This is a genomic window from Pseudomonas sp. EA_35y_Pfl2_R111, from assembly GCF_963970955.1.
GTDB lineage: Bacteria > Pseudomonadota > Gammaproteobacteria > Pseudomonadales > Pseudomonadaceae > Aquipseudomonas.
Map to the genome: position 1 here is coordinate 421,217 of NZ_CAXAOM010000003.1, position 25,658 is coordinate 446,874.

The following is a 25,658-nucleotide window of genomic DNA, read 5'->3' on the forward strand; positions in this document are numbered from 1 at the left end:
AGCCCGCCACCCGGCGGGCTTTGTCGTTATACGGATGGTGGTTGGCCTAACAAACGGGTGGTGACCGATTGGTCACTACGCGACGCTATGTGTCTAAAAAGTTGTTCGGTTAGACTCCATGAACATCTTTACAGCTGCTGCTCGTCCGAGGAATTACCCCATGGCTGACTACAAAGCTCCCCTGCGCGATATGCGCTTCGTGCTCAATGAAGTGTTTGAAGTTTCCAAGCTGTGGGCCCAGTTACCGGCCCTGGCTGAAGTGGTCGATGAAGACACTGCGGCGGCGATTCTCGAAGAAGCCGGCAAGGTTACCGGCGGCGTGATCGCCCCGCTGAACCGCAGCGGCGACGAAGAAGGCTGCTCCTGGAGCAATGGCGCGGTGAAAACCCCAGCCGGCTTCCCGGATGCCTACAAAACTTACGCCGAAGGCGGCTGGGTTGGCGTCGGTGGTGATCCGGTATTCGGCGGCATGGGCATGCCCAAGGCTATCTCGGCCCAGGTCGAGGAAATGGTCAACTCGGCCAACCTGTCGTTCGGCCTGTACCCGATGCTGACCGCCGGTGCCTGCCTGTCGATCAACGCCCACGCCAGCGAAGAGTTGAAAGAGAAATACCTGCCGAACATGTATTCGGGTCAGTGGGCGGGTTCCATGTGCCTGACCGAGCCGCACGCCGGCACCGACCTGGGCATTATCCGCACCAAGGCCGAGCCGCAGGCCGATGGCAGCTTCAAGGTGTCCGGTACCAAGATCTTTATCACCGGCGGTGAGCACGACCTGACCGAGAACATCATTCACTTGGTACTGGCCAAGCTGCCGGACGCCCCGGCGGGCCCGAAAGGCATCTCGCTGTTCCTGGTGCCGAAGTTTATGGTGGGCGCCGACGGTTCCCTGGGCGAGCAGAACAGCCTGTCCTGCGGCTCGATCGAACACAAGATGGGCATCAAGGCCTCGGCCACTTGCGTGATGAACTTCGACGGTGCCACCGGCTGGATCGTCGATGCGCCGAACAAGGGCCTCGCCGCCATGTTCACCATGATGAACTACGAGCGTCTGGGCGTTGGTATCCAGGGTCTGTCCCTAGGCGAGCGCAGCTACCAGAACGCCGTGGAATACGCCCGCGACCGTATCCAGAGCCGCGCGCCGACTGGCCCGGTGGCTAAAGACAAAGCTGCCGATCCGATCATCGTGCACCCGGACGTGCGTCGCATGCTGCTGACCATGAAAGCGCTGAACGAAGGCGGCCGTGCCTTCTCCAGCTACGTGGCCATGCAGCTCGACACCGCCAAGTACAGCGAAGACGCCGCTACCCGCAAGCGCGCGGAAGAGCTGGTGGCTTTGCTGACGCCGGTAGCCAAAGCCTTCCTCACCGATATGGCGCTGGAAACCACCACCCACGGCCAGCAGATTTTCGGTGGCCACGGTTATATCCGTGAGTGGGGCCAGGAGCAGCTGATCCGCGACTGCCGCATCACTCAGATCTACGAAGGCACCAACGGTATCCAGGCGCTCGATCTGGTCGGCCGTAAAGTGGTCGGCAGCGGCGGTGCGTTCTACAAGCACTTCGCCGAAGAGATCAAAGCCTTCACCGATTCCGCCGACGCTTCGCTGGCTGAGTTCGTTAATCCGCTGAAAGAGGCCATCGCCAATCTGGAGCTGATGACCGCTGATCTGTTGGAACGCGCCAAGGCCAACCCGAACGAAGTCGGCGCCGCCTCGGTCGAGTACCTGCAGGTGTTCGGCTACACCGCCTACGCCTACATGTGGGCCCTGATGGCACGCACCGCACTGGCCAAGCAGGATCAGGACGAGTTCTACGTAAGCAAGCTGGGTACCGCGCGTTTCTTCTTCGCCCGTCTGCTGCCGCGTATCCACTCGCTGACTGCTTCGGTCAAAGCCGGTAGCGAGAGTCTGTATCTGCTCGACGCCGCACAGTTCTAACGGCGTTTGTTGTAAAGCAAAGCCCCGGCCCAGTGCCGGGGCTTTTGCGTTTAAGGGCCCCGGATTTATCTGGCGCTAACCCCAGTATGTAGGGTGGGTTAGCGGCACTGGGAGACATGGTTTGCGCCACGCAAACTGGGCGCCGCGTAACCCACCATTGCGGTTTATCGGCAGACCGTCATGGTGGGTTACGGCGCGCAGGGGATTGGCGTTGTTTGCCGACCCCCAGTTCGCGCCTAACCCACCCTACGCATCATTGGGCTCCAGTCGTGCCAGGTAGAGGCCGCTGCGGCTTTGGCTGGTCAGCCGCCAGGGGCCGGCTTCGTCTTCCAGTAGCAAACCTTGCCCGGCGTTCAGGCTGATGGGCGCGGTGTCGGCGCTGGCGCACGTCAGGCCTGCGCCGCTGCAGCAGTAGATAAACAGCACGGCACTGCTGTCGAGCCACTGCTGGCCCTGCAGCTCTTGGTAGTGCAGGCGTTGTTGCCAGCGGCTGCGACGGCTCATCAGATTGAAGTCCTGCACCGGGCAATCAAGCAGTTCGGCCTGCACATCCAGCTCGCCGGGAAAGGCCACCACCGGGGTGTGACTGTCCAGCTCAAGGCTGATTTGCTCGGGCAGATTCAGGCGCAGGCCCGCGCCGCTGAGCAGGCCCAGGCTGCGGTCGATGCCGGGGTAATGAGAGAAGGGGCCGGCGCTCTCCACCCGCGCGCTGCTGATACGCCACTCAAAGTTGCTTAGATCCGCGTCAGGCGGTGCGATGGCCAGTTCCAGGGTTACACCCTTGCCATTCTTCCACGGCAGTTGGCGGGCGGTGTTGCTGTCGATAATACGGATGCTCACGGCGGTTGCTCATACAGGCTATTTGTATATGTATATACATTAACGTTTTGCGGCTGCACAGAGGCTGGGCCAGTCGAGCGCTGCCGTTCGTCTGCCGCTGGGCGTTGCTGTTGAACAGCATGCGCCTTCTATCTCGGTGATTTCTTTGGTTGTGCCTTAGCGCGGACATATGACGGGTGTAGCGCAGCACTGATTTTTCGGTGACCAACGGGGTTGACGACTGCATGGTCGAATTCTATTGTATATACAAGTTAGCTCAAGGAGAGTCCCATGTCCCCGTCCGCCCCGCGTCTGCTTTGGCGCGAGCTCTGCATCTTTGATGGCCTGACCACGCTGGCCGAGCCGATCAACGTGCTGGTGGCGGATGGCAAGGTCGCGGGGCTGTGGCCTACCGGCGCGTTTCCTGACGCTATGGCTGAAGGCGCGGTCGAAGCCGGGCGTGGCGGGGTGATGACTCCGGGGCTGGTGGATTGCCACACGCATCTGGTGTACGCCGGCAACCGCGCCGGTGAATTCGAGCAGCGCCTTGAGGGTGCCAGCTACGCCGAGATCGCCAAGGCCGGCGGCGGCATTCTCAGTACCGTGCGTGCCACCCGTGCTGCCAGCGAGGACGAACTGCTGGCGCAGAGCCTGCCGCGCTTGCAGGCGCTGCTGGACGACGGTGTGACCACCCTGGAAATCAAATCCGGCTACGGCCTGAGCACCGCTGATGAATTGAAGATGCTGCGCGTCGCCCGCCGCCTGGGCGAGCTGCTGCCGCTGCGCATCACCACCACCTTGCTTGGTGCCCATGCCTTGCCGCCGGAATTCGCCGACGACAGCGACGGCTATATCGCCCTGGTGTGCAACGAGATGATCCCGGCGGCCGTTGCCGAAGGCCTGGCCGATGCGGTGGACGTGTTCTGCGAAAACATCGGCTTCACGCCAGCGCAGTGCGAATTGGTGTTCCAGGCGGCGCAGCGCCATGGCCTACCGATCAAGATGCACGCTGAGCAATTGTCCAATCAGGGCGGCAGTGCCCTGACCGCACGTTATCGGGGCCTCTCGGCTGACCATATCGAGTTTCTCGACGAGGCCGGGGTGCAGGCCATGGCCGCCGCCGGCACCGTGGCCACCCTGTTGCCAGGGGCTTTTTATACCCTGCGCGAAACCCAGCTGCCGCCCATCGAGTTGCTGCGCCAGTACGGTGTGCCAATGGCCCTGGCCAGCGATGCTAACCCCGGCACCTCGCCGATCTGCTTCCCGACCCTGTGCCTTAACCAGGCCTGCACCCTGTTCCGTTTGACCCCGCGCGAAGCCCTGGCCGGTATGACCGCCCATGCCGCACGCGCCCTCGGCCGCCCAGATCTCGGGCGGATCGAGGTTGGGGCCCCCGCCGATCTGTGCCTGTGGGATGTGCAGCAACCTGCCGAGCTGGCCTATGCGGTCCAGCCGGGCCGGCTGCGTCAGCGCATCTTCAACGGCGCCATTAGCTACAGCAAAGAGGTCAACACCCATGCACGCTGATCGCAACTCCATGGACCTCTGGCAGGGCCGTGTCGACCCGGAAGCCGACAGCCCGCGCTGGCATCAGCGCATTCAGGAACTGAGCGCGGACAGCCAGCCTGGCGTCGCCCTGCTCGGTTTCGCCAGCGACGAAGGCGTGCGCCGCAATCATGGCCGCGTTGGCGCGGTAAATGGTCCGCTGGCGATGCGCAAGGCGTTGGCCAACCTGGCCTGGCATCGCCAAGGCGCGGCCTATGACGCCGGTGATGTGCTATGCGCCGATGGCGATCTGGAAAGCGCTCAGGCGCGCCTCGCTCACAACGTCTGCGCGCTGCTGGATGCTGGGCATCTGCCCATCGTTCTAGGCGGCGGCCATGAGGTGGCTTTCGGCAGCTGGCAGGGCATCGCCGAGCATATGGACGGTGCTGCTGCGCCTCGCATAGGCATTATCAATTTCGACGCGCATTTTGATCTGCGCGACCCGGCTCACGCCCGCTCCTCCGGCACGCCTTTCGCGCAGATTGCCGAGCAGTGCGCCGCACGCGGCTGGCCGTTCGCCTATGCCTGCCTGGGTGTTAGCCGCGCCAGCAACACCCGCGCCTTGTTCCAGCGTGCCGCCGAACTGGAGGTGCTGGTACGCGAGGATCGCGAGATTCGCGAGGCCAGCCTGGCGGCCATCAGCGCCGAACTGTCGACCTTTATCGCCGGCTGCGACGCCATCTACCTGACCATCGATATCGACGTGCTGCCAGCCTGCGAGGCCCCGGGCGTCAGCGCCCCGGCAGCGCGTGGCGTGCCGCTGGCGCTGCTTGAACCGCTGCTGGAAACCGTGCGCGACAGCGGCAAGTTGCGCCTGATGGATCTGGCCGAACTCAACCCCGAACACGATATCGACAGCCGCACCGCCAAGGTCGCGGCGCGGCTGATCCACCTGTTGACCCTGACCGGCTAAGCGCTACTTGGCCACTTCCCTGACAACAATAAATACAGAGGAATGCACAGATGACACCCTTCACCCAGCACCGCCACGGCGGCAGCCCGGCACCCGGTTTGTTGCGCGCGGAGAGCCGTCATGTCTGAACAACTTACGGCGCTCGCCAGCGTGTCCAAGGGTCGCGCCCTGGCCCGGTTGCTCGGTTATAGCCTGATCGGCCTGCTGCTGTTTTTCGTACCCTTCGAAATCGGCGGCCGTTCAACCATCCTCCTCGACCATGCCGCCACGGCTCTGCAAACCCATGCACGGCCGCTGGTGATCACTATTGCCATGCTGTTTATGCTCTACGGCGCGCTGCAGCCCTGGCTCAGCGGCAGCTGGCGCGGCGACCTGACCCGTACCGTGTTCAGCGTGCTCAAGGTGTTCGGTCTGCTGATCGGCGTAGCCTATCTGCTGCGTGTCGGGCCTGAAGCGCTGTACCAGCCGGGCATGCTGCCGTTTCTGTTCGACAAGCTGGTGCTCAGCCTGGCGCTGATCGTGCCGCTGGGTGCGCTGGCCCTGGTGTTTCTGATCGGCTTCGGTCTGCTCGAGCTGGTCGGCGTGCTGATGCAGCCAGTGATGCGGCCGATCTGGCGCACGCCGGGCAAGTCGGCAATTGATGCCGTGGCCTCGTTCGTCGGCAGCTACTCGGTGGGCCTGCTGATCACCGACCGCATGTACCAGCAGGGCTATTACAGCGTGCGCGAGGCGGCGATTATCGCCACCGGCTTCTCCACGGTATCCGCGCCTTTTATGGTGATCATCGCCAAGACCCTTGGCCTGATGGAAATCTGGAACCTGTATTTCTGGAGCGCGATGCTGGTGACCTTCAGCGTCACTGCGGTCAGCGCACGTATCTACCCGCTGTCACGTTTACCTACTGAAAGCCGTCCCGAGCCGCAGCTGCAAGCGGGCGAAAGCCGTATCGGCAGCGCCTGGCGTGCCGGGCTCAGCCAGGCTGCCAGTGCGCCTTCGCTGCTTAGCGCGTTGCGCGAGACCTTTGTCGATGGCCTGCGCATGACCGCCGCGATCCTGCCGAGCATTCTTGCTGTCGGCCTGCTCGGCTTGCTCGCCGCCAAATACACGCCGCTGTTCGATGCCCTCGGCGTGCTGTTCTACCCGCTGACCTGGCTGTTTGGCCTGAATGAGCCGATGCAGGTGGCCCGCGCCATTTCCTCAGGTCTGGCGGAGATGTTCCTGCCGGCCATGTTGCTGAAAGACGCCGACGTGCTGGTCAAGTTCGTCACCGCCATCGTTTCGGTGAGCAGCGTGCTGTTTCTCTCTGCCTCGATTCCCTGTGTGCTGGCCACCCGTATTCCCCTGCGTCTGCGCGACCTGTTGCTGGTCTGGCTGCAGCGCACGTTCTTAAGCCTATTGTTCAGCATTCCGCTGGGCTACCTGGCGCTCTACATGGGCTGGCTGTAAGCCGCCCGCACCTGACGATTTGTTGATAAGGAGCTTGCTATGAGCCTTTTCCGTGACACCGAAATCCGCGCCGCCCGTGGCACCACGCTGACCGCCAAGAGCTGGCTGACCGAAGCGCCGCTGCGCATGCTGATGAACAACCTCGACCCGGAAGTGGCCGAGAACCCCAAGGAGCTGGTGGTGTATGGCGGCATCGGCCGCGCCGCGCGCAACTGGGAGTGCTACGACAAGATCGTCGAAGTGCTGACCCGCTTGGAAGACAACCAGACTCTGCTGATTCAATCCGGCAAGCCGGTTGGCGTGTTCGAGACGCACAAAGACGCGCCGCGCGTGCTGCTGGCCAACTCCAACCTGGTGCCGCACTGGGCCACCTGGGAGCACTTCAACGAACTGGATGCCAAGGGGCTGGCCATGTACGGCCAGATGACCGCTGGCAGCTGGATCTATATTGGCAGTCAGGGCATCGTCCAGGGCACCTATGAAACCTTCGTCGAAGCCGGTCGCCAGCACTACGGCGGCAACCTCAAGGGCCGCTGGGTACTCACCGCAGGCCTGGGCGGCATGGGCGGCGCGCAGCCACTGGCAGCGACCCTGGCCGGCGCCTGCTCGCTGAATATCGAGTGTCAGCAGAGCCGTATCGATTTCCGCCTGAAGACCCGTTATGTCGACGAGCAGGCCAGCGATCTCGATGACGCCCTGGCGCGTATCGACAACTACTGCAGCGAAGGCAAGGCAGTGTCCATCGCCCTTTGCGGCAACGCAGCGGAGATCCTCCCGGAGCTGGTCAAGCGTGGCGTGCGCCCGGACATGGTCACCGACCAGACCAGCGCCCACGACCCGCGCCACGGCTACCTGCCGGCCGGCTGGAGCTGGGACGAATACGTGGCCCGCGGCAAAACCGAGGAGGCCGTGGTGGTCAAGGCCGCCAAGCAGTCCATGGCCGTGCATGTGCGCGCCATGCTGGCCTTCCAGCAGATGGGCGTGCCGACCTTCGATTACGGCAACAATATCCGCCAGATGGCCCTGCAGGAGGGCGTCGATAACGCCTTCGATTTCCCTGGTTTCGTCCCTGCTTATATCCGTCCGCTGTTCTGCCAAGGCATCGGCCCGTTCCGCTGGGTGGCGCTGTCCGGCGACCCCGAGGACATCTACAAGACCGACGCCAAGGTCAAGGAGCTGATCCCGGACGACGCTCACCTGCACAACTGGCTGGACATGGCCCGCGAGCGCATCAGCTTCCAGGGCCTGCCCGCGCGGATCTGCTGGGTCGGTCTGAAGGACCGCGCGCGCCTGGCTCAGGCCTTCAACGACATGGTCGCCAGTGGCGAGCTGAAAGCGCCGATCGTTATCGGTCGCGACCACCTCGACTCGGGTTCGGTAGCCAGCCCCAACCGTGAGACCGAGGCCATGCAGGACGGCTCCGATGCCGTCTCCGACTGGCCGCTGCTCAACGCGCTGCTCAATACCGCAGGCGGCGCGACCTGGGTGTCGCTGCACCACGGTGGCGGCGTCGGTATGGGCTATTCGCAGCATTCCGGGGTGGTCATAGTGGCCGACGGCACGCCGGAAGCCCGCGCCCGACTCGGCCGCGTGCTGCGCAACGATCCGGGCACCGGAGTGATGCGCCACGCCGATGCCGGTTATGAAATTGCCATCGACTGCGCCGAAGAGCAGGGTCTCGACCTGCCGATGATCGCCGCGACCCAAGGAACCCAAGCATGAGCCTGTACACCCTCACCCCTGGCCAACTGACCCTGGCCCAGCTGCGCGCCGCCTTCCAGGCACCGCTGCATCTGACGTTGGCAGAGTCGGCCTATCCGGCCATCGAAGCCAGTGTTGCCTGCGTCAACGGCATCATTGCCGAAGGCCGTACCGCTTACGGCATCAACACCGGTTTCGGTCTGTTGGCCTCGACCCGCATCGCCAACGAGGACCTGGAAAAACTCCAGCGCTCGCTGGTGCTGTCGCATGCTGCCGGCATCGGCGAGCCGCTGGAAGACGCCATGGTGCGGCTGATCATGCTGCTCAAGGTCAACAGCTTGGCGCGTGGTTTCTCGGGCATCCGCCTGAAAGTTATCGAGGCGCTGATCGCCTTGATCAACGCCGAGGTCTATCCGCACATTCCATTGAAAGGCTCAGTGGGTGCATCCGGCGACCTGGCGCCCCTGGCGCATATGTCGCTGGTGCTGCTCGGCGAAAGTCAGGCGCGCCATAAAGGCCAGTGGCTGCCGGCGAGCGAAGCCCTGGCGATTGCCGGCCTCGAACCCATGACCCTGGCGGCCAAGGAAGGTCTGGCTTTGCTCAACGGCACCCAGGTGTCCACCGCCTATGCGCTGCGCGGTCTGTTCGAGGCCGAGGATCTGTTCGCCGCGGCGACCGTCTGCGGCGGCCTGACCGTCGAGGCGGCGCTGGGCTCGCGGGCACCTTTCGATGCGCGCATCCACGCCGCCCGCGGCCAGCGTGGGCAGATTGATGCCGCAACTGTCTATCGCCATCTGCTCGGCGACAGCAGTGAAGTCGGCCGCTCTCATGAGGCTTGCGACAAGGTGCAGGACCCCTATTCGCTGCGCTGCCAGCCCCAGGTTATGGGCGCCTGCCTGACCCAGCTGCGCCAGGCCGCCGAGGTGTTGGCGGTGGAAGCCAATGCGGTATCGGATAACCCACTGGTGTTCGCCGCCGAGGGCGATGTGATTTCCGGTGGCAACTTCCACGCCGAACCCGTGGCCATGGCCGCCGACAACCTGGCCCTGGCCATCGCCGAGATCGGCGCCCTGAGCGAGCGGCGCACCTCGCTGATGATGGACAAGCATATGTCGCAACTGCCGCCGTTTCTGGTGGCCAATGGCGGGGTCAACTCCGGCTTTATGATCGCCCAGGTTACCGCTGCCGCATTGGCCAGCGAGAACAAGGCGCTGGCTCATCCGCACAGCGTCGACAGCCTGCCGACCTCGGCCAACCAGGAAGACCACGTGTCCATGGCCCCTGCTGCTGGCAAACGCCTGTGGGAAATGGCCGCCAATACCCGTGGCGTACTGGCCATCGAATGGCTGGGCGCGTGCCAGGGCCTGGATTTTCGCGAAGGGCTGAAAAGCTCGCCGCTGCTGGAACAGGCGCGTCAGGCGCTGCGCGCGCAGGTGCCGTACTACGTTGAAGACCGCTTCTTCGCCCCGGATATCGAGGCAGCCAATGCCCTGCTCGCCGAGCGCGTGCTGACCCCACTGTTGCCGACCGGGATGCTGCCGTCACTAACGTAGTCGGGCCCGTGGGTAGGGTGGACAACACGAGGCTTGCCCACTGGGCTTAGCGTGTTGCAACGGTGGGCAAGCAAAGCGTTGCCCACCCTACGTTGCGGCTTGTTGACGCGTTATTATCCGCGCATCGGGACACCCCAAGGAGCCGCTGTGAGCAGTACAACCCCGCGCTACAAAGCGATTGAAGCGTTTCTGCTGGAGCGCATCCATAGCGGCGCTTACCCGGTCAATCATCAGATTCCGCCGGAAGAGCAGCTGGCGCGGGATTTCGGAGTCAGCCGGATGACCGCCAACAAGGCCATTCGCGATCTGGTGCAGAAGGGCTATCTGCTGCGCCAGGCTGGCCTGGGTACCTTTGTCACCGACCGCAAGGCCGAATCATCGCTGCATGAAGTGCTGAATATTGCCAATGAAGTGCGCGGTCGTGGGCACGCCTACAGTAACGACATCATTCGCTGTGAAGCGCTGGCGGCCGATGATGAGGTGGCGCTGCGCCTTGGCCTGCGTCTGGGCGCGGAGGTGTTTCACAGCATTCTGGTGCACCGCGAGGATGGCGTGCCGATCCAGCTGGAAGACCGCTTCGTCAACCCGCGCTGGGTGCCGCATTACCTGGACAGTGATTTTTCCCGGCAGACGCCCAACGAGGTGCTGGTCAGCAGCTGCCCGATCTCCGATGTCGAGCATGTGGTCGAGGCGGTGTTGGTGGATCAGCAGGTGGCCGACTGGCTGGCTATCGAAGTGGCCGCGCCGTGCCTGAGTGTGATTCGCCGGACCTGGTCGGATGAGCATCTGATCAGCTACGCCCGACTGATCCATCCGGGCGATCGCTATAAGCTTCGCTCATCGCACAAACCACGCCGTTAAAGCCAATCAGTTGTTGATCTGCTGCTCGACCAGTTCGGGGTTGTCGATAAAGCGGTTGCGGGTGCCTTGCAGGCTGGCAATCTTGTCGTTGCGCGCCTTTTCCTCGGCATCCGGCGGGTCCATCTGGTGCCATGTTTTGTACATCTGCACCTGGCCGACAATGGGCAGGTCGTACTCAACATGCATATAGAAAATCGCCCGGGCCACGTTGCCTTTGGCCTCGTCGCGCGGCTCGACCAATTGGAAGCTGGTTTTCATCTCGCAGTCGATGTCAGCGAATTTGCTTGGCACGCTGTCGTCCAGCTCGCCGAACTGCGCATTACGCCGCACTAGCTCGACGCGGGTCATTGCCGGGTAGAGGTTGTGCAGGTCGGAGGTCATGTAGACATAACGCGGGTTCATGATTCCGCACTGACGGTCGGTGACGCAGCGCAGGGCGCTTTTCAGCTGTCTAGTGCTGTAGATCGCGCTGGCTTTGAGCTGGCCGCTCTCTTCGGTGAAGTCTTTGCCGCAATACAGCGTGCTGCCGCCCTGGCCGTAAAGCTGGCTCCAGAACAATTGGACGGCGGCTTTGGGATCGGAAAGTTGGTTCTGTCCGTTGGCCAATGTGGGTAGGCTGATGCTAGCTGTCAGACAGCCGATGGCGAAAAGCAGTGAGCGCATGCGTAGCCCCAATGACCGCCGTTGTCGGCGCTTGTTGTTTTTGTAAGACAGGATCGAGTCTAACAAGACCTACGTCACAAAATAAAGCCGAGCGGTTGCTCGGTTTTACCCGAAAAGACGTTGTGTAGGCGATGGCTTACACGGTGTGATGCAGATTGCCACTATGCCGGTTAGCGGGCGATGGCTAATCTGCTGCCCGTGGACGTCGCGCAGGAAGCGCACTTTAGCAACAAGGATACGTGGGACAGCTGCCAGGATGGCAAGCAGATCAAGGATGTCAGCAAATAGTCTGCAAAAACCCCGCAATCGCGGGGTTTTCTTTTTTATGCTCAGCGCCTCCATGCGCTTTACCCCTTGGGGCTTGCGCGCAAAAACGTTCCCGACGTTTTTGTGGGCTGCCATCCATGGCCGCCACCCTTCGGCCATCGCTGCGCGATGTTGAAAATCATTCCAGATGATTTTTTATGCTCAGCGCCTCCATGCGCTTTACCCCTCTGGGGCTTTCAGGCAAAAGCGCTTCTGACCTTTTCTGGCTTGCGTTCGCCAAACCGCTCAACCATCTCGACGTGCCGAACGCTATCGCGTGATTACGCTAAATACCGCGCTGGCACGGGCGATGCGTACGGATTCGACCATGAAGTAGCAATTGGCAAACGCCAGGCTTTTGCCGACCTTTTGTACATCGCTTTCAATGCTGATCCAGTCGCCGAGTTTGGCGGTGCCCGCGTAGTCGATGGTCAGGCTGCTGGTGACTATTGGCGTGGGCGGCTCGTGGGCGAAGGCACTGTTATAACCCAGGGCGACGTCGGCCAGGCTGCTCAGTACGCCGCCATGCACCAGGCCGCGGGCATTGCAGTGTTTTTCCTCGGCACGTAGGCCAATCACCAGGCCCGTCTCTGTGCGCTGGTTGTAGATCGGCCCCAGCAGATCAAGAAAGGGGCTGCTTCTAAACAGCGGGGTAAAGCCTGCGGGAATCATGCTCATCAGCAAAGCCTCCTTTGTTATCGGATGTTCAGGCGGCCTGGCGCTGCGCCTGTAATTCAGCAAACCAGTTCAGCGTTTCATCCCAAAGCGACTGCGCAGCCGGGCGGAAGTAGCCCATATGACCGATGGCGCCGATGCTGGCGGTTGAGTCAATGGTGCGCGCTTGATAAGGCGCGGCGCTGTAGGCGGCCATAAAGGCATCGCGCGAGGCAGGCGGGGCCCACAGATCGTCAAGGGCGTTGGCGGCGATAATCGGCGTGCTGACCTGAGCAAAGCGCTCCGCCAATTCCGGCATTTGCGGGTCTTCGAAGAAGTAGCGCGGGTAGCTGCACCAGCGCTTCCACTGTTTGTACACGCCCAGTGGCAGGTCCTCGCCCATGCCCAGCTTGCTCCATGCCAGGTAGCCCTTGTAGCGGGTCAGCAGTGGGCCGATCAACCGCCACATGGTCAGCACGCGCAGTTGCTCGGCCTTGGGCATCCAGCCGTGCCAGCCGGCACCAGTGCCGAATGTGTAAAAACCCTGGACCTGATCATGGTTTGGCAGCAGACCGAAGGCATGCCCGCCAAAGGAATGGCCGACCATATACAGCGGCCGCTGCGGGTGACGGTGCTGGTCGACGGCAGCCGCCAGGTCGAGGTGTGCCCAGTCCAGATAGTCCATGGCAAAGCCGCGCAGGCTGGCGGGTTTCGATTGGCCGATACCGCGGTAGTCCAGGGTCAGGGTGCTGTAGCCGCGTTGCGCGGCGTATTCGGCAAAACGTCGATAGAAGCCCTGCGGCACGCCGGTGGCGCCGGCAATCACTAGCTGCGCGATCGGCTCCGGCGCGTGGTACAGCGTGGCGGTGAGCGGATAACCGTCGAGTGCCGGCAGCTGCACGCTTTCGCTAAGGATGGCTGGGGTGTTCATGGGCGGACTCCTCCCGGAAACTGTTCGCGGGTCAGGTTGAACAGGGCAGTGGCTGCGCGCTTGAGCGGCTCGCTGCTGCCGGCCACGCGGGCTTGCAGCAGCCCGCCTTCATACAGCGCGACAAACAGTGCGGCGAGGTTATCCGCCTGCTCGCTGGGGTAACCGTAGGCATGCAGTTGTGCGCTTAGCGCCTGGCGCACGGCAGTAAAACTGCGCTGCAAGGCGGCGCGAATTTCCAGATCTTCCGGGCCACTTTCCAAGGCGACGGTGGCTAGCGGGCAGCCACGTTCGAACTGACTGTTCTCCAACTGTTGCAGTGCGCCTTGCAACCAGTTGTGCAGCGCCTTGAGCGGGTCCGACTGCTGGGCAAAAAGCTGGCTGAACAGGCTGTCGATATGCTGGCTGATATGGTCGATAGCTGCCACCGCTAGCTCGCTCTTACCGCCAGGGAAGTGGTGATAGAGGCTGCCCTTGGGCGCGCCGGCAATTTCCAGCAGCTCACTCAGGCCAACGCCATGCAGCCCCTTGCGTTGCAAGGCATCGGCCATGGCGTGAATCAGTTTGTCGCGGGTCGAGATCTTTTTCATGAGCAAATATATAGACCGGTCGGTCTATTTTGCCAAGCAGTTTGTGCCGCTATTCGAATTGTTGATGAAGGATTATCGATAAGCGGACAAAAACTTTGGTTGCTCCTCTCAAGAAAGCGCCAGCGCCGCCGCTAAGTTGAGATGGCCGTCAATCCCAGCAGGGGGCGGTAAGGGAGTTGCATTCGCCAAAGGGTCCATAAATGGCGCTGACGCTTAACACCAACGTTTCATCGCTTAGCATTCAGCGCAGCCTGAATGAGACTACGCGTGCGTTGGAAACGTCGATGCAGCGCCTCTCCACCGGCTATCGCATCAACAGTGCCAAGGATGATGCTGCTGGTATGCAGATTGCCAATCGCATGAGTAGCGAGATCAGCGGAATGCGGATCGCTGTTCGCAACGCTAATGATGGTATCTCCCTGGCCCAGACCGCCGAGGGGGCTTTGCAACAATCCACTCTTATTCTGCAGCGCATGCGCGATTTGGCACTGCAGGCCGCCAACGGCTCCAACTCGATTAATGAGCGCAGTGCGCTGCAGCAGGAAGTTTTGCAGTTGCAGCAGGAGCTGGGTCGGATTGCCGAAACTACGAGCTTTGCCGGGCGCAAGTTGCTGGATGGCAGCTATGGCTCAAGCGCATTACAGGTCGGGGCCAATGCGTTTGAAACGATTGCTGTCAGCCTCGGCAATTTTGGAGTCAAGCGTATTGGGGTTAACTCGCGCGATCTGGTCAATGGCACCACCGGCGTGCTGGCGGCTGATCAGTTGGGTGGGCTGCTGGCGCAAAACGGCGCGATTCCTGATAACGACGTGAGTGGCGAATTAACTGTTTATGGTCGTGCCACAACCCGCTTTGCGGTCGAGGGGTCGGCCAAGTCGGTAGCCAGCAGTATCAACAAACGTTCCGAAACCACCGGCGTTACAGCGGACGCCCGCACGCTTGTGCAGTTGAGTTTCAGTGAGGACGACACCTACAGTTTTGAACTATACGGTTCTAACACCGAGGCTGTAAGTATTCGCGGCAAGCTGGAAAACGGCGATCTGGGTTTACTCGCTGAAGCCATCAATGCTGAAAAAGGCACAACAGGCATCAGTGCGCGCATTGAAGATGGCAAGTTGTGGTTGGTCAGTGAGGCGGGCGACGACATTGTTCTTGAGGATTTTCTGTCGGAGGAAAATGGCACCGCAGTGATCCAGGCGTTCGATTACAGCGGTGAGGATGAGCTGACGAGTGCTGTGGCGACGCTTGATGATGATTCATCCGCCAGGGCCATTGGCGTGGTGCGCATGAGCAGCAATAACGCGTTCAGTACCGAGGTGGACGGCGTCACTGTCGATGGTAGTACGGCGCGAAACTTCAGCCTTCTGGAGAGCGTGAATGATATCGACTTGCTCAGCGATATCGATGCACAGCTGGCAATAGGTGTGATCGACGGAGCGCTGAGCCTGATCGATGGTGCTCGCGCTGAGCTGGGGGCAATACAGAATCGTCTCGAATACACCATCGCTAGCCTGGAGAATAGCGCTGAGAACCTCAGTGCAGCACGAAGCCGTATCAGAGATACCGACTACGCCGCTGAGGTTTCGGAGTTGGTGCGCAGACAAATTCTGCAGCAGGCCGCAACGGCTATGCTGGCGCAGGCCAACCAGCGGCCGCAGGCCATTCTGACGCTGTTACAGGGCTTGTGACGGCGGGGTAATTCTTGCCGCACGCTTTTCCGCTACCATCTGCTTCTCTTTCGCATGCGATAAGGATTTCCCCATGTCCATCTCCACGCTGATTTTCCTGGCGGTTGTCGCCGCGCTGATCTTTTACGTGATTAGTATCTACAACCAGCTGGTCACCCTGCGTAACCGCTTTCAGAACGCCTTTGCGCAGATCGAGGTGCAGCTCAAACGCCGCTATGACCTGATCCCCAATCTGGTGGAAACCGCCAAGGGCTATATGGCTCATGAGCGCGAAACCCTGGAGGCGGTGATTGCCGCGCGTAACAACGCGGTCACTGGGCTCAAAGCCGCTGCGGCGCAGCCTGGCAATGCCCAGAGCATGGCGCAGTTGGGTGGGGCGGAAGGGTTGCTGAACAGCGCATTGGGTCGTCTGAACGTCACGCTTGAGGCCTACCCGGACCTCAAGGCCTCGGCGAATATGCAGCAGGTCAGTGAAGAGTTAAGCAGCACCGAGAATAAGGTGGCGTTTGCTCGTCAGGCCTTCAACGATGCGGTGATGGCCTACAACACCTACAAACAGGCGTTCCCGCCAGTATTGCTGGCCGCTAGTTTCGGCCACGCTCAGAATGCCAGCCTGCTGGAGTTCGCCGACAGCGCAGCGATTCAGGAAGCGCCGAAGGTGTCGTTCTAAGTTAAGGGCTCGGCACGATGAATTTCTTCGAGCAACAGGATCGCGCCCGGCGTAATAGCGGGCGTTTGCTGATTCTGATGGTGCTGGCGGTGTTTAGTCTGATCACCCTGACCAGTCTGGTGCTGGGGTTGGTCTGGCAGCTCTTTGGCCAGAGCCACGCGTCGATGTGGGTGGCCAGTGAGGCGCCGAACAGCGTATTGCCCAGTTGGCCACTGGTAGGTTGTGTGGCGCTGGCGGTGATCGGCGTGGTGCTGTTGGGCAGCCTGTACAAACAGCTGCAGCTGAGCCGTGGTGGTCAGGCGATTGCCGAGCGTTTGGGTGGGCGCTTGATCAACCTGTCGCCACAGAACCTCGAAGAGCGCCGGCTGCTCAATGTGGTGGAGGAAATGGCTTTGGCCTCGGGCACCTCGGTGCCGCCGGTGTATGTGCTCGATGATGCCGGGATCAACGCCTTTGCCGCCGGCCTGACGCCACAGGATGCGGTGATCGGGATTACCCGTGGGGCGATCTGCCAGCTCAGCCGCGATGAGTTGCAGGGCGTGATCGCCCATGAGTTCAGCCATATCTTCCACGGCGATATGCGCCTCAATACGCGCCTGGTCTCGGTGCTGCACGGCATTCTGCTGCTGGGGCTGATTGGCGGCTTTTTGCTGCGCAGCAGCGGGCGCGGTAGCCGTTCCAGTCGCGACAACTCGGTGGCGATTGTGCTCGCCATCGGCGTTACGCTGTGGGTGCTGGGCTATGCCGGGACTTTTTTCGGCAACCTGATCAAGGCTGCCGTAAGCCGACAGCGCGAGTTTCTCGCCGACGCTTCGGCGGTGCAGTACACGCGTAATCCGGAGAGCATTGCTGGCGCCTTGAAGAAGATCGGCGGCAACCTGTATGGCTCACAACTGCAGGCCGGGCATGCCGCCGAGTTCAGCCATATGTACTTTGCTGCCGGCGTCCGTCAGGCGCTGGACGGCATGCTGGCTACCCACCCGCCATTGGACCAACGCATTCGCCGCATCACCCCAAGCTGGGATGGCAGTTACCCGAATGTGGCGGAGCTTAGCGTGGCAACGCCTGCTGCAGCAGCCAGCGATTCGGCCGTTAACCTGTATGACCTGAGCGCGTTTGTCCCAGGCTTGAGCCCCGCCTCAGCGAGTGAGGCAATTGACGCCATTGGCGATCCGCAGGCGCCACATTTGCTGGCCGCACGCAGCACTCTGGCGCATCTGGATATTGCCCTGAGCGAGGCGGCGCACTGCTGCAGTGGCGCTCAGGCGCTGCTCTACGGCTTGTTGCTTGACCCCGTCGAGACGCAGGCCGCGCAGCAATTACAGCTGCTGCAACCACGTATCGCTGCCGAGGTTGCCGCGCAGCTCGCACTGTTGCGCGAGCCGCTGCGCCAGTTGGCGCCTGGGATGCGCTTGTCTCTTTTGGATCTGGCCATGCCGGCCCTCAAGCAATTGGCGACCGATCAGTTTGCCGCGCTCAAGGCCAATTTGGCTCTGCTGATTCGCGCCGATGGCCGGGTCGCGCTGCTGGAATGGACGCTGCTACGCATCGTCGAGCGCAATGTCGAAGGCGTGCGGGCGCAAACCAGTCGCTATCAGCTGCGGGAACTGGCCGCTGAAACCCGCGTGGTGCTATCGCTGCTGGCCCGCGCCGGCGGGGTGGATGAGCCTGCCGCGCAGTCAGCCTTCGAGCATGCCGGTAGCGAGCTGGCGTTTCCGCTCGAACAATTGCTGCCGGCCAGCGCCAGTAATTTAGCGGCGCTTGAACCAGCACTGCGGCGCCTGAGTCTGCTCTGGCCGTTGCAGAAACCGCAGCTGCTTAAAGCCATGGCGCGTTGCATCGAGCATGACGGTCGGATCAGCGCCGAGGAGGCCGAGTTGATGCGTGCGGTGGCGGATATTCTCGACTGCCCGATGCCGCCATTGCTGAGCCAGGGCTAACCGTTCGGCGGCCGATGGCTTGACCCGTCGCGGCAATCGGCGGACTGTTAAGCGCGTCGGCGGGCCGCGTTTGCCCATCCGGCCTGTGCAATCTGAGACGCGTCTAGCCATAAGAAATGCTGTACGGCCTTGTGCCCCTTGCTACTGCCTCCTGACCTCAATCGTCACGCCGGCGCGTACCCGGCAAGGAGCATCCTGTGACTATTTTCCAACCCCTTACCCAAGGGCTGTTCGATCCACGCCTGCAGCTGGAAGCGGAAACCCGTGAATACCGGGCGTACCCTGGCAGCATCTGCCTGGGAACGCCGGATATCCATGCTGAGATTGTCCAGACCATTGCCGCTATTGACCGGCTGGCTGGGCAGTTGCGCCAGCCGCCGGCCCCGTAGCTCACGGCCTGCTACAGATGTCGCGCTACCCAGGCGGCATAGGCGTCGATAAATTTCTGCAGAAACGGCTTGATGCCATCTTCGAGCTTGCCGGCTTCATTGAAGAAGCTGCCGGCACCGCCGAGATAGGCCTCCGGCTGCTGCATCATATGGACGTCGAGAAACACCATGGACTGGCGCAGGTGATGGTTTGCCGCGAAGCCACCGATGGCGCCTGGCGAGGCGCTCAGCACGGCGCCGGGTTTACCGCTGAAGGCACTTTTGCCGTAGGGCCGCGAGCCGACATCGATGGCATTCTTCATCGGTGCGGGCACCGAGCGGTTGTACTCCGGGGTGACAAACAACAGGGCATCGGCAGCCTGCACCTGGCTGCGGAAATCGTTATAGGCGGCGGGCGGGTTGTCCTGGTCAATGTCTTCGTTGTACAGCGGCAGCTCGCCGATTTCGATGATCTTCAGTTGCAGCAAGGGTGGCGCGAGTTCGCTCAGGGCCAGTGCCAGTTTGCGGTTGATCGAAGCCTTGCGCAGGCTACCGACCAGCACGGCGACGCTGTAGGTCTTACTCATGACGACTCCTTTTAGGGGTGGGCGACGAGACTGGAAACTATAGACCGCCACCAGCCCAGTGCCGTTCTGCGTCAAATGACGAAGGCCGCGAGCAAATCCTCGGCAAACGCGCGCTGGGCATCACTGGGGTGCTGGCCGCGATGGCTGGCCAGGTGAAACTGCACCGCAAAACCCAGCTCTTCGGCCAGCAGTGCGCGCAGGCGACCGTTGGCCAGCCAGGGCGCGGCGATATGTTCGGGCAGGTAACCGATATGCCGGCCGGAGAGAATAAACGCCAGCGCGCCGTCGAGCTGTTCGGTCTGCGCCGAGCTGGGTGAGCTTTGAAACGGTTCGTGCACCTGCACAAAACGGTAAGGGTGCTGCACCCGGTCGGCCTGCTGCAGGTCTTCCCGGCTGATCTGCCGGCGCTTGAACAGCGCATGGCCCTTTGCGCAAAACAGCACCTGGCGCTCACGAAACAGCGGCTGATAATCCAGCGCGCTCTGGTTGCCAGAGAAATAGCCGATGGCCAGGTGCAGCTGGCCTTGCAGCAGGCGGCGTTCCAGCTCGGCCGGCATGGCGGTCAGCAGCTCGATCTGCACCGCCTGGTTACGCCCGCGAAAGCGGCCAATGGCCTCGGCGACCTGTTCCAGCACGCTGGCTGCCAGACCTTCTGACAAACCAATGCGCAGCTCACCCAGCAGCTTGTCGGCCATGCCCTGCGCTTCGCCCTTGAAGGTTTCGATGGCGCTGAACAGTTTGCGCGTGGCGCTCAGCACCTGCTCACCCTTGGGCGTCAGACGAAAACCGCCTTTGCCGCGCTCGCACAGGCGAAAGCCCAAGCGGGTTTCCAGCTTGGCCATCTGCGTGCTGATGGTCGACTGGCCAATCCCCAACTCGCCTTGGGCGGCGCTAAAGCCACCGCACTCCACCACGGTGACAAACAGACGCAGCAACTGCAGATCGAGGTCGCGTAACTGGCTGAGCATGGTGGCTCCTAACATTGATCAGCATCGATGCCAGAGTAGAACACTTCATATTTAAGCTAAGCAAACCGGCAGGCAGGATGTGCCCAGCTCATCCCGTCATCGAGGTCATCCCCATGCGTCAGGCCCTTGTTCCGCTACTGCTGTGTTGCGCCTTTGCCACCCAGGCTGAAGAGAAAGCCCTCAACCTTTACAGCTGGTCCGCCTACCTGCCGGAGCAGGCCCTGCAGCGCTTCAAGGACGAAACCGGGATCACGGTCAAATACGACATCTTCGACAGCGCCGAAGCCCTGGACAGCAAATTGCTCACCGGCGCCAGCGGCTATGACGTCGTCTTCCCTGCCTCCAGCGGCCTGGCCCGGGCGATTCAGGCCAAGGCTGTGCAGCCGTTGGACCGCAATCAGCTGCCGCATCTAGAGAATCTCGACCCGGCGCTGCTGAGCAAACTCGCCAGTGCCGACCCGGGCAATCAGTACGGCCTGCCGTACACCTGGGGCACGGTTGGGGTTGGGTTCAACCGCCAGGCGCTGGAGCAGCGTCTGCCCGGCGTGCCACTGAATAGCCTGGATCTGCTGTTCAAGCCCGAGTACGCCAGCAAGCTCAAGGACTGCGGCATCGCGGTGATCGACTCGCCGCAGGAAGTGATCAGCATCGTTCTCAACTACCTCGGCAAAGACCCCTACAGCAGCGAGCGCACCGACCTCGATGCGGTGGCGCAGCTGCTCACCCAGCTGCAACCGAACCTGCGTTACGTCGGGGCCGGGCGGCATATCAATGACCTGGCCAAGGGCGAAATCTGCCTGGCGCTGACCTACAACGGCGACGCCTATATGGCCGCGGCTAACGCGGCTGAGGCCAAGCAGCCGTTCGAGGTGCAGTACCGCATACCGCGTGAGGGCACGCTGCTGTGGTTCGACACCATGGCGATTCCCGCCGATGCGCCGCACCCCAAGGCCGCCCACGCCTTTATCGATTACATGCTGCGCCCCGAGGCCATCGCCGAGCTGACCAACAGCGTGTTCTTTGCCAACGCCAACAGCGCCGCCACAGCCCTGGTCGACCCGGCGATCAGCGGCGATGCCGATATTTATCCCGGTGAAGCGGTGCGCGCGCGGCTGTTTGCCGAGCAATTGATGCCGCTGCGCCAACAGCGTGAGCGCACGCGCATCTGGACCACTTTCCGCAGTCAGTATTGAGGACAAGGCAATGGAAGCATTTAACGGCAACGACCTGGCCTTTACCCGCGACAGCCTATACGGCACCTTCTCCGAGCCGACCTATGCCGGCGTTACCAGCTTTATGCGCCGACGTTACAGCCGCGATTTGCAGGGCGTGGACTTGGTGGTCAGCGGCGTGCCCTTTGACACCGCCACCACCAACCGCCCCGGCACCCGCTTCGGCCCGCGAGCGATTCGCGCGGCATCGATCACCAGCGCCTGGGAGCGGCATTACCCCTGGGAGTTCGACCCCTTCGACCACCTGGCGGTGATCGATTACGGCGACTGCAACTTCGACCACAGCCAGCCGCAGAACACCCCTGCGGTGATCGAGGCGCATGCCGCGCATATCGTTCAGGCTGGCTGCGGCATGCTTACCCTGGGCGGCGATCACTTCATCAGTTACCCGTTACTCAAGGCCCATGCGCAGAAATATGGCGCGTTGTCGCTGGTGCATTTCGATGCGCACAGCGATACCTGGCCGGATACCGATGAGACGGAGCAGGGCATCAACCACGGCACCATGTTCTATTACGCGGCCAAGCACGGCCTGGTCGATCCGTCGCGTTCGGTGCAGATCGGCCTACGCACCACCAATGACGACGTGATGGGCTTTCAGGTGCTGGATGCGCGGCAGGTGCACCGCAGCACGCCGGAGCAGATCGCCGCGCAAATCCGCGCGCGGGTCGGCGATAACCCGGTGTACCTGACCTTCGATATCGATTGTCTGGACCCAGCGTTCGCGCCGGGCACCGGTACGCCGGTGTGCGGCGGCCTGAGTAGCCATCAGGCACTGGAGATTCTGCGCGGCCTGCGTGGGATCAACCTGGTTGGTATGGATGTGGTGGAAGTCTCGCCGCCCTACGACCACGCAGAAGTCACCGCCCTGGCCGGCGCCGCCGTGGCGATGGAGCTGGTGTGTTTGTATGCGGCGCGGCATAAGTTGGGCGAGCGTTGAGGGGGAAATACCTAGGGTGGAAGTCGCTGTTTATTTCCATCATTGGTGTCGGCGCGGCTGCCCATGGTGGGCCGGTGAAGCGTGGTCCACCCTACGTCTAGTCAGCATTCAGCTGCTTGCACAGGCCAATCGGTGGCGGCAGAAACAGCCGCGCATCCATCAACTTCGGTTGGTGCACGATGGGGCTGAAGTCCATGCGCTCGAGGATGTCGCGCTGGATATCCACGCCCGGTGCTACCTCGATCAGTTCCAGGCCGTCCAGGGTCAGGCGCAGTACGCAGCGTTCGGTGACGTAGAGCACCGGCTGGCCGCGCTCGGCAGCCTGGTGGCCGGCGAAGGTGCGGTGTTCCACCTCGGCGACAAACTTGCGCAGCTCGCCGTCCTTGATGATGCGCAGCTGGCCGTCCTCGATGCGGATGTCCTGCGGCCCGGCGCTGAAGGTGCCGAGGAACACCACCTGCTTGGCGTTCTGGCTGATATTGATAAAACCGCCAGCACCGGCCAAGCGTGAGCCGAATTTGGACACGTTGAGGTTGCCCGCCGCATCGGCCTGAGCCAGGCCGAGAAAGGCGATATCCAGGCCGCCGCCGTCGTAGAAGTCGAATTGATAAGGCTGGTCGAGCAGTGCGCTGTGATTGCTCGCCGCGCCAAAATCCAGCCCCGAGGCGGGAATGCCGCCGATTACGCCAGGTTCGGCGGTCAGGGTCAGACGCTCGATCACCCCTTCCTCGGCCGCAACCCCGGCCACGCCTTCTGGCATGCCGATGCCGAGGTTGACTACCGCACCGGCTTGCAGCTCCAGCGCCGCGCGTCGAGCTATCAGTTTGCGCACATCCAGTGGCATGGCTTTCAGGCTGTCCATCGGCACGCGGGTTTCCCCGGCGAAGGCCGGGTTGTAGGCGGTGGCAAAGGTTTGCTGGTGGTTGGCCGGCTCGGCCAGCACCACGCAGTCCACCAGAATTCCGGGAATCTTCACCTCGCGGGCATTCAGCGAACCGCGTTCGACGATGCGCTCGACCTGAGCGATTACCAGCCCGCCCGAGTTGCGCGCGGCCATGGCGATGGCCAGGCTCTCGATGGTCAGCGCCTCGCGCTCGAAACTCAGGTTGCCATCCGGATCAGCGCTGGTGGCACGCACCACCGCCACGTGGATCGGGAAGGTCGGGTAGAACAGGTAGTCCTCACCGTCGATCGGCATCAGTCGCACCAGCTCGGTGGTGGTGCACGCATTGAGCTTGCCGCCGCCGTGGCGCGGGTCGACATAGGTGCCCAAACCAACGCGCGACAGCTGCCCCGGCTTGCCGGCGGCGATATCGCGAAACAGCTGGGAAATCACCCCTTGCGGTAGGTTGTAGGCCTCGATGCGGTTGTCTACCGCCAGCTTCTGCAGCCCTGGCACCAAGCCCCAATGACCGCCGATCACCCGTCGCACCAGGCCTTCATGAGCCAGGTGGTTGAGGCCGCGACCCTTGCCATCGCCTTGGCCGGCGGCATACACCAGGGTCAGGCCGCGCGGCGCTTGTTCAGCGAGAAAGCGCTGCTCTAGGGCAATGGCGATTTCCTCGGCGAAACCGATGCCGACAAAGCCGCCGGTGGCCAGGTTGGCGTTGTCCGGGATGCGCGCCACAGCGGCGGCGGCGGTCATGATCTTGCTCATGGTGCTTACTCGAAAAACGGGATGGGGAAACGGCGTGACCCTGTAGGAGCGGGCCATGCCCGCGATAGCGGTTCGCGGGCATGGAACTAGGCGTCCCCGCCGCTCCTACGGATGCATCGGATCAGAAGCTGCCGAACATGGTGCCGAGGGTAATCACCACTACCAGCGCCACCATCGGGAAGGCCACGGTGTTGACGAAGATAAATTTGTACGACTCGCGGTGGGTCAGTTTGCAGATCGCTAGCAGCGAGATCACCGCGCCGTTGTGCGGCAGGGTGTCCATGCAGCCGGAGGCCATCGCGGCGACGCGGTGCAGTAGCTCAGGGCTGATGCCGGCGGCGTTGGCCAGGGTCAGGTACTGCTCGCCGAGGGTTTTCAGCGCAATCGACATACCGCCGGAGGCCGAACCGGTGATGCCGGCGAGGATATTCACCGCCACCGCTTCGGAGATCAGCGGGTTATCGGAGACGCCGAGCACCAGGTCGCGAATGATCACAAAGCCCGCCAGGGAGGCGATCACCGTGCCGTAACCCACTTCGGCAGCGGTGTTGAGGATCGGCAGCATGGAGCCGAAGGCACCGTCGTTGACGCTCTTCTTCAGGTCCATCCAGCGCTTCCAGTGCATGGCAATCAGCAGCAGGATGGCCGCACTGAGGGCGACGATAATCGCCCAGATACCGATCAGCGACTTGGCGTCCTGCAGGCCACCGAACTCCGGCTTGGCCAGGTAGCTGGTGTCGAGGTTCGGCAGAATCTGCTTGGCCATCAGGAAGTTCAAGCCGATCACTACAAAGATCGGCAGCAGCGCCAGCCAGAAGCCGGGAGTAGTGCGGCTGTCCTCGACGATTGGGTCATCGCGGTGCTCGCCGTAGCCTTCACCGGCAGCCATCAGCTTGCGCGACTGCGCGGTAAGCCACCAGGTACCGAGGCCGAACATGATCAGCCCGGCGATCACCCCAAGGCCCGGCGCGGCAAAGGCGTCGGTGCCGAAAAACGGGTTGGGGATGGCGTTCTGAATCGCCGGCGTGCCGGGCAGGGCAGTCATGGTGAAGGTGAACGAGCCGAGGGCGATGGCGCCGGGAATCAGCCGTTTTGGAATGCCCGCCTCGCGGAACAGCGCCGCGCCAATCGGGTACACCGCAAAGGCCACCACAAACAGCGACACGCCACCGTAGGTGAGGATGCCGCACGCCAGCACGATGGCCAGAATCGCCCGCTCGCTGCCGACCTTGGCAACGATGCCGTGGGCGATGGCGCGGGCTGAGCCCGAGTCATCCATCAACTTGCCGAATAGTGCGCCGAGTAGAAACAGCGGAAAAAACTGCATCACATAGCCACCCATGGCCTTCATAAATACCTGGGTGTAGGTGGGCAGCAGCAGGCCGATATCGCCGGCAAACAGCAGCGCCAGCAGCGCGAGCAGTGGGGCGAGGATCAACACGTTGATACCGCGGTAGGCGAGGTACATCAACAATGCGAGGGAAATCAGAATACCGAGGGTACCCATGGCTGGTTCCTTTTGTTGTTGTTTTAAGCACCGCTCTCTGGCGACGCTGATAAGCGTGCTCGTTTAACTAGGCAGCCGAGAGCAAGGGTTAAGCAGACTAGAGCGAAAGCTGTGCCAGACGGGGCTACGACTTTGGTCTAGGTGGGTGAAAGGCTTGTGATTGAAGGGTTGCGTGGGTTTTCA

At 62.2% G+C, this 25,658-nt stretch carries 22 protein-coding genes; 13 read left to right on the forward strand and 9 right to left on the reverse strand.

The annotated features are described in order from the left end of the window. Nucleotides 1-160 precede the first annotated feature (160 nt). Entirely contained in the window at nucleotides 161-1,939 is a 1,779-nt protein-coding gene (locus AACY25_RS14935) for an acyl-CoA dehydrogenase C-terminal domain-containing protein (protein WP_339525573.1), read from the forward strand. Between the two features lie 246 nt (nucleotides 1,940-2,185). On the opposite strand, the gene AACY25_RS14940 is transcribed toward AACY25_RS14935, so the two are convergent. Then, the gene (locus tag AACY25_RS14940; RefSeq protein WP_339525574.1) at nucleotides 2,186-2,779 is read right to left on the reverse strand and encodes a HutD/Ves family protein; all 594 of its coding nucleotides are present in this window, start codon (nucleotides 2,777-2,779) and stop codon (nucleotides 2,186-2,188) included. A 270-nt stretch (nucleotides 2,780-3,049) separates the two neighbouring features. Here AACY25_RS14940 and hutI point away from each other — a divergent pair, with 270 nt between their 5' ends. The 6 genes from hutI to hutC all read left to right on the forward strand — a co-directional run bounded on the left by hutI (nucleotide 3,050) and on the right by hutC (nucleotide 10,777). Beyond that, nucleotides 3,050-4,285: an imidazolonepropionase gene (gene hutI, locus AACY25_RS14945; protein ID WP_339525575.1), complete on the forward strand. Its 1,236-nt coding sequence runs from the start codon at nucleotides 3,050-3,052 to the stop codon at nucleotides 4,283-4,285. Then, entirely contained in the window at nucleotides 4,275-5,216 is a 942-nt protein-coding gene (gene hutG / locus AACY25_RS14950) for a formimidoylglutamase (RefSeq protein WP_339525576.1), read from the forward strand. Before hutI ends, hutG begins: the two co-directional genes overlap by 11 nt. Before the next feature lie 120 nt (nucleotides 5,217-5,336). Then, nucleotides 5,337-6,662, forward strand: a complete 1,326-nt coding sequence (locus tag AACY25_RS14955; protein ID WP_339525578.1) for a YjiH family protein — start codon at nucleotides 5,337-5,339, stop codon at nucleotides 6,660-6,662. 39 nt (nucleotides 6,663-6,701) lie between these two features. After that, on the forward strand, nucleotides 6,702-8,384 hold the full coding sequence (gene hutU / locus AACY25_RS14960) for a urocanate hydratase (RefSeq protein WP_339525580.1): 1,683 nt from the start codon (nucleotides 6,702-6,704) through the stop codon (nucleotides 8,382-8,384). Further along, nucleotides 8,381-9,916, forward strand: a complete 1,536-nt coding sequence (gene hutH / locus AACY25_RS14965; protein WP_339525582.1) for a histidine ammonia-lyase — start codon at nucleotides 8,381-8,383, stop codon at nucleotides 9,914-9,916. Before hutU ends, hutH begins: the two co-directional genes overlap by 4 nt. A 147-nt stretch (nucleotides 9,917-10,063) precedes the next feature. After that, the gene (gene hutC, locus AACY25_RS14970; RefSeq protein WP_304871128.1) at nucleotides 10,064-10,777 is read left to right on the forward strand and encodes a histidine utilization repressor; all 714 of its coding nucleotides are present in this window, start codon (nucleotides 10,064-10,066) and stop codon (nucleotides 10,775-10,777) included. A 6-nt stretch (nucleotides 10,778-10,783) separates the two neighbouring features. Here hutC and AACY25_RS14975 read toward each other — a convergent pair whose 3' ends face one another. The 4 genes from AACY25_RS14975 to AACY25_RS14990 form a co-directional block, all read right to left on the reverse strand. Further along, nucleotides 10,784-11,440, reverse strand: a complete 657-nt coding sequence (locus tag AACY25_RS14975; protein ID WP_339525586.1) for an endonuclease I family protein — start codon at nucleotides 11,438-11,440, stop codon at nucleotides 10,784-10,786. Between the two features lie 576 nt (nucleotides 11,441-12,016). Continuing rightward, a complete protein-coding gene (locus AACY25_RS14980; protein WP_339413041.1) occupies nucleotides 12,017-12,424 on the reverse strand; it encodes a PaaI family thioesterase in 408 nt (135 codons plus the stop codon). A 28-nt stretch (nucleotides 12,425-12,452) separates the two neighbouring features. Further along, nucleotides 12,453-13,331 (reverse strand): alpha/beta hydrolase family protein, encoded by an 879-nt coding sequence (locus AACY25_RS14985; RefSeq protein WP_339525587.1) that lies wholly within the window; start codon nucleotides 13,329-13,331, stop codon nucleotides 12,453-12,455. After that, nucleotides 13,328-13,918 carry a TetR/AcrR family transcriptional regulator gene (locus AACY25_RS14990; RefSeq protein WP_339525589.1) on the reverse strand — a complete coding sequence of 197 codons (591 nt, stop codon included), beginning with the start codon at nucleotides 13,916-13,918 and terminating at the stop codon, nucleotides 13,328-13,330. The genes AACY25_RS14985 and AACY25_RS14990 overlap by 4 nt, the downstream gene beginning before the upstream one ends. Before the next feature lie 200 nt (nucleotides 13,919-14,118). On the opposite strand from AACY25_RS14990, the gene AACY25_RS14995 reads away from it, so the two are divergent. The 4 genes from AACY25_RS14995 to AACY25_RS15010 all read left to right on the forward strand — a co-directional run bounded on the left by AACY25_RS14995 (nucleotide 14,119) and on the right by AACY25_RS15010 (nucleotide 18,605). Next, the gene (locus AACY25_RS14995; protein ID WP_339525591.1) at nucleotides 14,119-15,606 is read left to right on the forward strand and encodes a flagellin N-terminal helical domain-containing protein; all 1,488 of its coding nucleotides are present in this window, start codon (nucleotides 14,119-14,121) and stop codon (nucleotides 15,604-15,606) included. Between the two features lie 73 nt (nucleotides 15,607-15,679). Then, nucleotides 15,680-16,276 (forward strand): LemA family protein, encoded by a 597-nt coding sequence (locus AACY25_RS15000; RefSeq protein ID WP_339525593.1) that lies wholly within the window; start codon nucleotides 15,680-15,682, stop codon nucleotides 16,274-16,276. A 17-nt stretch (nucleotides 16,277-16,293) separates the two neighbouring features. Continuing rightward, entirely contained in the window at nucleotides 16,294-18,216 is a 1,923-nt protein-coding gene (locus AACY25_RS15005; RefSeq protein WP_339525595.1) for a M48 family metallopeptidase, read from the forward strand. A gap of 197 nt (nucleotides 18,217-18,413) precedes the next feature. After that, nucleotides 18,414-18,605, forward strand: a complete 192-nt coding sequence (locus tag AACY25_RS15010; RefSeq protein ID WP_339525597.1) for a hypothetical protein — start codon at nucleotides 18,414-18,416, stop codon at nucleotides 18,603-18,605. Between the two features lie 11 nt (nucleotides 18,606-18,616). Here AACY25_RS15010 and AACY25_RS15015 read toward each other — a convergent pair whose 3' ends face one another. Both AACY25_RS15015 and AACY25_RS15020 read right to left on the reverse strand, forming a co-directional pair. Next, entirely contained in the window at nucleotides 18,617-19,171 is a 555-nt protein-coding gene (locus AACY25_RS15015; RefSeq protein WP_339525598.1) for an NADPH-dependent FMN reductase, read from the reverse strand. Nucleotides 19,172-19,242: 71 nt separating this feature from the next. Next, nucleotides 19,243-20,139, reverse strand: a complete 897-nt coding sequence (locus tag AACY25_RS15020) for a LysR family transcriptional regulator (RefSeq protein WP_339525599.1) — start codon at nucleotides 20,137-20,139, stop codon at nucleotides 19,243-19,245. A gap of 113 nt (nucleotides 20,140-20,252) precedes the next feature. Between AACY25_RS15020 and AACY25_RS15025 the strand changes: the two genes are divergently transcribed. Together AACY25_RS15025 and speB are read left to right on the forward strand one after the other, a co-directional pair. After that, nucleotides 20,253-21,332 carry a polyamine ABC transporter substrate-binding protein gene (locus tag AACY25_RS15025; protein ID WP_339525600.1) on the forward strand — a complete coding sequence of 360 codons (1,080 nt, stop codon included), beginning with the start codon at nucleotides 20,253-20,255 and terminating at the stop codon, nucleotides 21,330-21,332. A 10-nt stretch (nucleotides 21,333-21,342) separates the two neighbouring features. Then, nucleotides 21,343-22,311 (forward strand): agmatinase, encoded by a 969-nt coding sequence (speB, locus tag AACY25_RS15030; RefSeq protein ID WP_339525601.1) that lies wholly within the window; start codon nucleotides 21,343-21,345, stop codon nucleotides 22,309-22,311. A gap of 97 nt (nucleotides 22,312-22,408) precedes the next feature. Here the strand turns inward: speB and AACY25_RS15035 are convergent, their stop codons facing one another. Together AACY25_RS15035 and AACY25_RS15040 are read right to left on the reverse strand one after the other, a co-directional pair. Further along, nucleotides 22,409-23,968, reverse strand: a complete 1,560-nt coding sequence (locus AACY25_RS15035) for an acyl CoA:acetate/3-ketoacid CoA transferase (protein WP_339525603.1) — start codon at nucleotides 23,966-23,968, stop codon at nucleotides 22,409-22,411. Nucleotides 23,969-24,089: 121 nt separating this feature from the next. Further along, entirely contained in the window at nucleotides 24,090-25,475 is a 1,386-nt protein-coding gene (locus tag AACY25_RS15040; RefSeq protein WP_339525605.1) for a GntP family permease, read from the reverse strand. Nucleotides 25,476-25,658 lie beyond the last annotated feature (183 nt).